A 421-nucleotide genomic window follows, 5' to 3' on the forward strand; every position below is an offset into this window, starting at 1 on the left:
CCGTGAGGTGGTGGCTGGCCCGCCGTGAGAAACCAGACGCGGGTTAGCATTGCTGCCAGAGCCGCATGGTGTGCACGAGGGCGACACCCGGCGATTTCCAGCACGGAGGCCAGCATGGGACACGATAACACGGTGTACGTCGGTCTGGTTGTCCACAAGGAATCCATCACGGCAGCCTACGCCGTCGGGATAGGCGAGGTGGAATTGCTGGGCAAGATCGGCACTTTGAAGACTGACATCGACCGCCTGTGCCAGCGCATGCAGTCCAAGGCGACGCACGTTCGCATCGTCTATGAAGCAGGGCCATGCGGCTATGGTCTATACCGGCAACTGGTGCAGAAGGGATTCGACTGCATGGTATGTGCCCCGTCGCTGATTCCGAGGAAACCAGGCGAGCGGGTCAAGACCGACCGCCGCGACG

1 pseudogene is annotated in these 421 nt (G+C 61.8%); it reads left to right on the plus strand.

Going from position 1 to position 421, the window contains the following annotated elements:
* Window positions 1–114: 114 nt before the first annotated feature.
* Window positions 115–421: pseudogene (locus AB4Y34_RS42030) on the plus strand (IS110 family transposase); the annotation flags it as partial.

Source organism: Paraburkholderia sp. BR10954 (assembly GCF_040965775.1).
Lineage (GTDB): Bacteria > Pseudomonadota > Gammaproteobacteria > Burkholderiales > Burkholderiaceae > Paraburkholderia > Paraburkholderia youngii.